Source organism: Streptomyces sp. ISL-12 (assembly GCF_018614415.1).
In the GTDB taxonomy this organism is placed as follows: domain Bacteria; phylum Actinomycetota; class Actinomycetes; order Streptomycetales; family Streptomycetaceae; genus Streptomyces.
Window position 1 is genome coordinate 19,743 of the sequence record NZ_JAGGOO010000094.1, and the last position, 8,138, is coordinate 27,880.

Below are 8,138 nucleotides of genomic sequence, written 5' to 3' on the forward strand. Positions count from 1 at the left end.
GGTGAGATCACCAACTGGCGTACGGCCGACGGTAACCAGTCAGGAGTGGTCGATGACGGACACACAGGTCAGCGGGGGCAGCGGAGTCAGCGGGGGCAGCGGGGCCGTGGTGGGCACCACCGGCGGCGCGGTGCGCGGACGCCGGGAGGACGGTCTCACCGTCTTCCGCGGCATCCCGTTCGCCGCGCCGCCGGTCGGAGAGGCACGGTTCGCCGCGCCGCGCCCGGCCGAGGCGTGGGACGGCGTCCGGGAGGCGTACGCCTTCGGTCCGCCGCCCCCGCAGGACCTGCTGGTCCCGGGCCAGGCGGCGGCCGGGTCCGGCGACGGTGACTGGCTGACGGTCAACGTCTGGACGCCCGACGCCGATCCGGCCGCCCGCCGTCCGGTGATGGTGTGGATCCACGGCGGCGCCTACAAGCTCGGGCACGGCGGCAGCCCCGGTTACGACGCCCGCCGGATAGCCGCCGACGGCGACCTGGTCGTCGTCACCTTCAACTACCGGGTGGGGATGGAAGGGTTCGCCCGGATCGACGGCGCGCCCGCCAACCGGGGGCTGCTCGACCAGGTGGCCGCGCTGGAGTGGGTCCGGGACAACATCGAGGGGTTCGGCGGGGACCCGGGGCGGGTCACCGTCTTCGGGGAGTCGGCGGGCGCCGGTTCGATCGCCGCGCTGCTGGCCATGGACAGGGCGGACGGCCTGTTCCGGCGGGCGATCGCGCAGAGCGTGCCGGGCACGTTCTTCTCCGACGAACTGGCCCGGGACATCGGCGCCGCCCTCGCCGCCGAGGCGGGGCTGCGCCCGACCGTCGCCGACCTCGCGACCGTGGACCCCGACCGGCTGGTCGGGGCGGGGCAGACGCTGGCCGCGAAGATGCCCGGGTACACCGGCCGCTGGGGGCAGGCCGCGCCGACGGTGACGCCGTACTCGCCCGTCGTCGACGGTGACGTCCTGCCGGTCCTGCCCTGGCGGGCGCTGGCCGACGGGGCGTCGCGGGACGTGGACCTGGTCGTCGGGCACAACCGCGACGAGTTCCGGCTCTTCGTCGCCATGGGCGGACAGCTCGGGACGATCGGGGAGGAGCAGGCGGCGTCCGCGCTGCGGATGTACGCGCCGGGCCCCGGAGGAGAGGCCGCGTACCGGGCCGCCTTCCCGGACGCGGGCGCCGGGGAGCTGTACGAGAAGGTGCAGACGGACTGGCTGTTCGCCGTGCCGACGATGCGGCTGGCCGAGGCCCACCTGGCAGGCGGCGGCCGGGCGCACGCCTACGAGCTGACCTGGCCGGCGCCGGGCAACGGCGGCGGACTCGGCGCCTGCCACGCGCTGGACCTGCCGCTGCTCTTCGGCACGTTCGACGCGGACCTGGGCGCGCTGCTCTTCGCCGGGGCGGAGCCCGACGAGGTGGCGCTGGCGCTGTCCGCCCGCTTCCGGGCGTCCTGGACCGCGTTCGCCCGGACCGGCGACCCGGGCTGGCCCGCGTACGACACCGAACGGCGGCTCGTGCAGGTCCTCGACGCCGAGCCCGCCGTCGTCCCCTACCCGGAGGAGACGACCCGGCGGCTGTGGGAGGGGCACGAGATCAGCGTGCTGCCGCTGCACGGCTGACCGGGAGGGTCACGGCATCGGTTCGATGTCCGTCCGGACCGGGTTCCCCCACACCCGCAGCACCTCGTAGTCCGTGAACTCGTGGACGAGGCGGTACGCCAGGGCCGGGCGGGGGCCCCGGCGCTCCGCCGCGAGGTACAGCTCGGCCTCGCGGCGGTCGCGGCGCGGGGTGCCGCACAGCTGCCACGCCTGGCCGTTCCACGCCTCCGGGAGCCAGCGCTGCTGGGGCTGGGGACGGTCGTCGCGCAGGCCGTAGCGGGACTGGACCGGCTCGGCGGGACGGGAGCGGGCGGGGCCGCCGCCCCCGTACTCGGCACGGCGGGCGGAGCGGCGCCGGGTCTCGCACAGCAGGCACAGGTCGGGGGCGGCCTCGTCCACCGGCCCGTTGGGATGCTCGGGGCAGCGCGTGCTGGGGGCCGTCGTCGACGCGCTCTCCTCCAGCAGGTCCAGGGCGCGGCGCAGATCGACCCGCATCTCGTGCAGCTTGGCGTCGGGGGTGTCGGTGGTCAGGGCCTCGCCGTGCTCACCGAGGAGACGCAGGGCGCGGCCCAGGGCGGTCAGCTGGGCGTGGTTCATGTTCTTCAGAATCGCACACCGCACTGACAACGCCCGGTGCGCGCAGCCCGCCGAAGAGGTAGGTGGCCACGAAGCCGGCGGCGTACCCCGTCAGCAGTCCGCCGCCGTAGACCGCTGCCGTCACCGCGAGCCCCCGGTCCCCGGCGAGCAGCGGGAACAGGGCCCAGCCGGACGGGCCGATCGCCGTCGCCCCGACCTCGGTGCCGAGCATCGCGAACAGGCCGACGAACGCGCCGCCCGCCGCGCCGCCCACGCAGGCCGTCAGGAACGGGCGGCCGAGGGGGAGGGAGACGCCGTAGATGAGGGGTTCGCCGACGCCGAGCAGGCCGGCCGGGAGCGCGGACCTGATCGTCGTACGCAGGGACGTGTCGTGGCGCAGCCGGACGTAGACCGCGACCGCCGCGCCGACCTGGCCCGCGCCCGCCATGGCCAGCAGCGGCAGCAGCACGGTGTGGCCCTGCTGGTCGATGAGGGTGGTGTGCAGGGGGATCAGGGCCTGGTGCAGGCCGAGCATGACCAGGGGGAGGAAGAGGCCGCCGAGGAGCAGGCCGGCCAGCACGCCCGTGGTCGTCAGCAGCCAGGTCGCCGCCGTGCCGACGGCGGACGCGACCTCGCCGGCCGCGTACATCAGGACGTACAGCGTGGTCAGGCCCGCGATCAGGACGGTCAGGGTCGGGGTGAGCAGGACGTCGAGGGTGCCGGGGAGGCGGGCGCGGCACCACTTCTCGACGTACGTGCCGAGCAACGCCGCCGCCAGCGCGCCGAGCACGCCGCCCTGGCCGGGGGCGAGCGGGGCGCCGAACGCGGTGACCTGGGCGACGCCCGGGTAGACCACGACGGCGGCGACCGCGCCGCCCAGCACCGGGGTGCCGCCGAACTCGCGGGCCGTGTTGTGCCCGACGAACACCGCGATCAGCGCCATGAAGGCGGCGGAGAGGGAGGTGAGGGCGGGGGTGAGGCCGGGGAGCAGGCCGAGGTTGCGCAGGAGGCCGGCCGCGCCGGCGAGCATGCCGCAGCCGATCAGGGCCGGGATGAGCGGGACGAAGACGTTCGCCACGCGCCGCAGCCCGCGCTTCAGCGGGGTGGCGTCGCGCTCCTTCTGCCGCGCCTTCAGCGCCGCTCCGCGCCGGGCGAGGGCGTCGGCCGTGTCACCCTCGCCCGTTCCCGCGTCCTCGCTCCCGCCCGGCAGCAGCGCCTCGAACGCCTCCGTCACCCGTCCGACCACCCCCGGCCCCAGCACCACCTGGTACGCCTCCCCGTCCTCCACCACGCCGAGGACGCCGGGCAGCGCCCGCAGTTCGGCGTCCCGCACCCGGGTCCGGTCGGCCAGGACCAGGCGCAGGCGGGTCACGCAGTGGGCGACGGAGACGACGTTGGCGGGGCCGCCGACCAGGGGGAGGAGGGCGGTGGCGGTGGCTCGGGGGTCGTTGTGCACCCCCCGAGCCTGCGGCTCACCGCTCCGTCGCGGCCAGCGCGGCGCGCAGCCGGCCGCCGGAGTCCTCCAGAAGGCGGGCGGCCGTCGGGCCGTCGACCCCGGCCAGCAGGATCAGCACGGCCTGCTTCACTTCACCGCCGGCCGCGTCCAGCGCCCGCTCGATCTCCTCGTCCCCGGCGCCGGTGGCCTGCGCGACGATCCGCCGGGACCGGGCGCGCAGTTTCTCGTTGGAGGCGCGGACGTCGACCATCAGGTTCCCGTACGTCTTGCCGAGCCGGATCATGGTGATCGTCGACAGCATGTTGAGGACCAGCTTCTGGGCCGTGCCCGCCTTCAGCCGGGTGGAGCCGGCGATCAGCTCGGGTCCGGTGACGACCTCGATGCCGTGCTCGGCGGCGGCGGCCAGCGCGCTGCCCTCGTTGCAGGCGAGCCCGACGGTGAGCGCGCCGAGCGCGCGGGCGTGCACGACGGCGGCGACGGCGTACGGGGTGCGGCCGGAGGCGGAGACGCCGACCACCGTGTCGTCGGGGGTGAGGCCGAGTGCGTCCAGGTCGGCGCGGGCCAGCTCGGCGGAGTCCTCGGCGCCCTCGACGGAGGTGACCAGGGCGTCCGGTCCGCCCGCGATCAGGCCGACGACCTGCCCGGGTGCCGTGTCGAAGGTCGGCGGGCACTCGGAGGCGTCCAGCACGCCGAGCCGCCCGGCGGTCCCGGCCCCCGCGTACACGAGCCGCCCGCCGCGCTCCATCCGTACGGCGACGGCGTCGACGGCCGCGGCGATCTCGGCCAGCCGCGCGGCGACGGCGGCGGCGACCCCGGCGTCCTCGCCGTTCATGAGCCGGGCGATGTCGAGGGTGGGCAGCCGGTCGATCTCGGCGAGGTCCGGCCGGAACGCTTCGGTGGAGAGGGCGTCGAGCTGGTAACGGAGGTCGGGGATGGAGGTCATGGAGAGACAGCCCTTTTCAACGTCGGTGTCGATGGCGCCCGGAAAGGGGCGCGGGGAACTGCGCGAGCGACCACGACGAACCCGCGGCCGCCCACGACGATCAGGCCCTGCGACGCCCCGACCCGTGCCGATGGGCCAACGCCTCGTAAGACGCCGACAACGCCGGCCCCGCCGCCTCGTACGTCCGCTGCGCCACCCCCACGAACAGACAGTCCACCACCAGCAACTGCCCCGTCCGGGAGGACATCGCCGCCGGCCGCAGCTCGCTCTCCCGCGCCGTGGACGTCGTCAGTACGTGATCGGCGTACTGCGTCACCGGCCCGTCCGGCCGCCCCGTGACCGCCACCGTCGTCGCCCCCCGCTCGAAGGCGACCCGCAGCGGCTCGATGACGTCCCCGGTCGAACCGGAGTGGGTGATGGCGACGGCGACGTCCCCGGCGCGCAGCTGCACCGCGTTGGTGACGGCGAGGTGCGGATCGGAGTGCGCGTGGGCTATCAGCCCTATGCGCAGCAGCTTCTGGGTGAGGTCCTGGGCGACCAGCCCCGACGCCCCGATGCCGTACACGTCGGTGCGCCGGGCGGCGGCGAGCGCGGTGACCGCCGCGCCGAGCTGGGCGGTGTCCAGGCCGGCCGCCGTGTCCGCGAGGGTCTGCTGCTCGTCGAGGGCGAGCTTGGCGACGACGTCGGCGATCGGGTCGTCCACCGCGATGTCGGTGGTGATGGCGGGCGCCCGCCCGGACTGCTGCGCCGCGGCGAGCCCGGCGAGGGCGAGCCGCAGGTCGCGGTAGCCGGGGTAGCCGAGCAGGCGGGCGGTGCGTACGACGGTCGCCTCGCTGGTGCCGGTCAGCTCGGCGAGTCCGGTGACCGTGAGCGCGGCGCAGCCCGCCGGGTCCCGCGCGACGGCCTCGGCGACCCGCTGCATGGAGCGGGTCATGGACGGCGCCAGGGTGCGTACCTTCGCGGCGAGCGCGGCGGGCGCGGGTGGCGCGGGTGGCGCGGGCCGCGCGGATGGCGCACCGGCAGTTTCCTTCACCCCGTCAGTCATAGGTGAAAGATATTTTCGTTCCGGTGCCAGGGCAAGAGTGCGCACAATGGGTGCATGAACCCCATCAGCCCCCTGGAACAGGCGCTGCACGCCGCCCGCGCCCTGGTCCTCGCCGACCTCGTCGCGGGCGAGGTCGCCGAGGCGGACGTCGTCTCGCTCGTCGAGGAGTCCGTCGTGCAGCGGCGCTGGTGGATCGAGCAGTGGCCCGACGGCGCCCCGTTCGTGGCGGGGCTGGTCGCGCAGGACGTGCAGGACGCGCTGCTGGAGCGGTACGGCCGCTGGCCGCTGTGCCCGGTGTGCGGCTCCGGTGACCCGCACGCCCTGGACATCGAGCCGGAGCTGGGTCCCGACCCGCACTGGGTGTGCTCCGAGGCGGGCGTCAAGGTCGCCGCGGTGGGCTCGCTGGGCACGGCCCTCGGCGGCCCGGGGGCCTCCTCGTGACCGTCTACGTCGATCCGCCGACCTGGCCCGGCCACGGGCGGCTGTGGTCCCACCTGGTCAGCGACGTCTCCTACGACGAACTGCACGCCTTCGCGAGCCGCCTGGACGTGCCCCGCCGGGCCTTCGACCGCGACCACTACGACCTCCCCGCCCACCGGTACGCGGACGCCGTACGGGCCGGCGCGCTGGAGGTGAGCAGCCGCGAGGTGGTGCGGCTGCTGCGCGGGGCGGGGCTGCGCCGCCCCAAGCGCGGCGCGCGGGCGGCCGGGGGGCAGCCGGGTCAGCCCCGCAGCTCGTAGGCGAACAGTTCCGCGTCCGCCGGGTCCTCCGTCGGCACCCGGGTGAAACCGGCCCGCTCCAGCACCGCCTGCGAGTCGTGGTTGTCCGGCTCGGTGCGGGCGAAGACGCGGCTCACACCGGGCCGGGCCAGCGCCCACCCCGACAGCGCGCGCAGCGCCTCGGTGGCGTACCCGTGGCCGCGGGCCGCCTCGACGAGGTCGTAACCGACCTCCACCCGGCCGTCCTCGTCGGGCGCCCCGTGGAAGCCCATCGCGCCGACCGCCAGTCCGTCCGTACGGCGCACCAGCGCGTACATCCCCCACTCCGGCCGGTGCACGCCCCCTTCGTACGCCTTCACCACCATCCCGGCGCCTTCGCGCGTGCCGTCGACCGGCCCGCCCCCGGCCCAGGGGAAGCCGCCGTCGCCGCCGAGGGCAAGGTCGTTCGCGGCGGCCGGGGTGATGCCCTCCAGGACGAGCCGCTCGGCCGGGAGCACCAGGTTGTTGCACCACTTCCACCCGGTCACCGGGGCCCGGCCCGGCAACTCGCCCCGCCCGGTGGCCCACAGCAGCGTGCGCCAGGCGTCGGTGCCGGGCCGCACGTGCGGGAAGATCCGCGTCAGGACGTACGCGCACGACTCGGCGGACGGCTCGTACGCCACCCCGAGGCCGGTGGCCATGTCGTGGGCGTGCAGCAGTACTTCGGCGACCCCCATGGCGGCGAAGCCGTCCCGGTTCGCGTCCCGGAAGGGGTACGGGTGGAAGGCGCGGACGTCGCGGGGCGTGGTGCGGACGGTGGCGGCGAGCAGCGCGCCGGTGGTCCGGACGACGTGGAGCAGGCCCTCGTTGCCGGTGCCCTCGTCCAGGGCGAGCTCGAAGGGGACGTAGGCGTCGGCGGCCCGCCCGGCCAACTGGCCCGCGTAGGCGAGGAGATCCTCCGCGATGTGCGTGGCTGTCTCCCGGCAGTTCCACTCCAGCCGCCCGGCCCGCACCGCCTCCCAGTCCCGGTCCGCCACCGTGCCCAGCACCGCCACGGCGCCCGCGACGGCCGCCTCCACCTGTTCCCCGCCCAGCTCGCCCGTGTTCCGCATGGCGGGCAGGCTACGGGGCCGGGGAGCCGTCCGGCGACAGCATTTCCAGCTCTCCGGCGAGGTTGTACCGGGCGGTCGCCTCCCACTCACCCTGCCCGTACGGCGTCCGGAACAGCCGGGGCAGGTCGAGGAGTTGGCGCAGGACCGCCGCCCGGCCGGCGCGGAAGGCGTCGTCCGGCACGAAGTGGTACTCCTGGCGGACGGCCGCGGTGTAGGCGGCGTACGCCGACGGCGGCGCGGCGAGGATCGCCAGGTCGGCGTCGCACAGCACCTGCCCGTTCCGGTCGTCGCCGGCCGGGTCGTGGGTGACGGTCAGCCGGACGAGCCGGGCCACCTCGGCGGTCACCTCCGGTCCGACCCCGGCCTCGGGCAGGGCGCGCTCGGCGAGCCGCGCCGACCGCTCCTCGTTCTCCGACCGCTCCGGCAGGTAGACCGCGTCGTGGAACCAGGCGGCGAGTCGGACGACGTCGGGGTCGTCGGCGTACTCCTGGAGCGTGTCGATGTGGTCCAGGACCGCCGTCAGGTGCTCGACGGTGTGGTAGCGGCGCTGCGGCTCCGACCAGCGGCGCAGCAGCGCGTCGGCGTACCGGTACGGCTCGGGGAAGCAGGCGCCGTCCCGCGCGGGGAGCAGGGCGCGCAGCCAGCGGGCGCGGAGGTCGTCGAGGTCGGCCATGTGCCCATTCTCCCGTGACCGGGCGCCGAAGCCCCCCTAGGGCCTGTCGTTTG

At 75.7% G+C, this 8,138-nt stretch carries 9 protein-coding genes; 3 read left to right on the plus strand and 6 right to left on the minus strand.

Annotated features, from left to right (window positions below; all coding sequences use genetic code 11):
• Positions 1-52: 52 nt before the first annotated feature.
• Positions 53-1,603 (plus strand): carboxylesterase/lipase family protein, encoded by a 1,551-nt coding sequence (locus J7I94_RS24880; RefSeq protein WP_215170202.1) that lies wholly within the window; start codon positions 53-55, stop codon positions 1,601-1,603.
• Between the two features lie 9 nt (positions 1,604-1,612).
• Here the strand turns inward: J7I94_RS24880 and J7I94_RS24885 are convergent, their stop codons facing one another.
• The 4 genes from J7I94_RS24885 to J7I94_RS24900 form a co-directional block, all read right to left on the minus strand.
• Positions 1,613-2,179, minus strand: a complete 567-nt coding sequence (locus J7I94_RS24885) for a hypothetical protein (protein WP_215170204.1) — start codon at positions 2,177-2,179, stop codon at positions 1,613-1,615.
• Positions 2,127-3,614, minus strand: a complete 1,488-nt coding sequence (locus tag J7I94_RS24890) for a PTS transporter subunit EIIC (RefSeq protein WP_215170206.1) — start codon at positions 3,612-3,614, stop codon at positions 2,127-2,129. The genes J7I94_RS24885 and J7I94_RS24890 overlap by 53 nt, the downstream gene beginning before the upstream one ends.
• A gap of 16 nt (positions 3,615-3,630) precedes the next feature.
• A complete protein-coding gene (murQ, locus tag J7I94_RS24895) occupies positions 3,631-4,557 on the minus strand; it encodes an N-acetylmuramic acid 6-phosphate etherase (RefSeq protein WP_215170209.1) in 927 nt (308 codons plus the stop codon).
• A 100-nt stretch (positions 4,558-4,657) separates the two neighbouring features.
• A complete protein-coding gene (locus J7I94_RS24900; RefSeq protein ID WP_215170211.1) occupies positions 4,658-5,602 on the minus strand; it encodes a MurR/RpiR family transcriptional regulator in 945 nt (314 codons plus the stop codon).
• Between the two features lie 54 nt (positions 5,603-5,656).
• Here J7I94_RS24900 and J7I94_RS24905 point away from each other — a divergent pair, with 54 nt between their 5' ends.
• Both J7I94_RS24905 and J7I94_RS24910 read left to right on the plus strand, forming a co-directional pair.
• On the plus strand, positions 5,657-6,043 hold the full coding sequence (locus J7I94_RS24905; RefSeq protein ID WP_215170212.1) for a hypothetical protein: 387 nt from the start codon (positions 5,657-5,659) through the stop codon (positions 6,041-6,043).
• The gene (locus tag J7I94_RS24910) at positions 6,040-6,342 is read left to right on the plus strand and encodes a DUF4031 domain-containing protein (protein ID WP_215170214.1); all 303 of its coding nucleotides are present in this window, start codon (positions 6,040-6,042) and stop codon (positions 6,340-6,342) included. The genes J7I94_RS24905 and J7I94_RS24910 overlap by 4 nt, the downstream gene beginning before the upstream one ends.
• Here J7I94_RS24910 and J7I94_RS24915 read toward each other — a convergent pair.
• Positions 6,324-7,412: a GNAT family N-acetyltransferase gene (locus tag J7I94_RS24915; RefSeq protein ID WP_251075686.1), complete on the minus strand. Its 1,089-nt coding sequence runs from the start codon at positions 7,410-7,412 to the stop codon at positions 6,324-6,326. The two genes, J7I94_RS24910 and J7I94_RS24915, sit on opposite strands and share 19 nt — an antisense overlap.
• A 10-nt stretch (positions 7,413-7,422) precedes the next feature.
• Positions 7,423-8,085 carry a hypothetical protein gene (locus J7I94_RS24920; protein WP_215170217.1) on the minus strand — a complete coding sequence of 221 codons (663 nt, stop codon included), beginning with the start codon at positions 8,083-8,085 and terminating at the stop codon, positions 7,423-7,425.
• Positions 8,086-8,138 lie beyond the last annotated feature (53 nt).

Coding starts and splice junctions, on each gene's coding strand:
- J7I94_RS24905 (WP_215170212.1), top strand. CDS start 5,657: ATGAACCCCATCAGCCCCCTGGAACAGGCGCTGCACGCCGCCCGCGCC.
- J7I94_RS24915 (WP_251075686.1), bottom strand. CDS start 7,412: ATGCGGAACACGGGCGAGCTGGGCGGGGAACAGGTGGAGGCGGCCGTC.
- murQ (WP_215170209.1), bottom strand. CDS start 4,557: ATGACCTCCATCCCCGACCTCCGTTACCAGCTCGACGCCCTCTCCACC.
- J7I94_RS24880 (WP_215170202.1), top strand. CDS start 53: ATGACGGACACACAGGTCAGCGGGGGCAGCGGAGTCAGCGGGGGCAGC.
- J7I94_RS24885 (WP_215170204.1), bottom strand. CDS start 2,179: ATGAACCACGCCCAGCTGACCGCCCTGGGCCGCGCCCTGCGTCTCCTC.
- J7I94_RS24900 (WP_215170211.1), bottom strand. CDS start 5,602: ATGACTGACGGGGTGAAGGAAACTGCCGGTGCGCCATCCGCGCGGCCC.
- J7I94_RS24920 (WP_215170217.1), bottom strand. CDS start 8,085: ATGGCCGACCTCGACGACCTCCGCGCCCGCTGGCTGCGCGCCCTGCTC.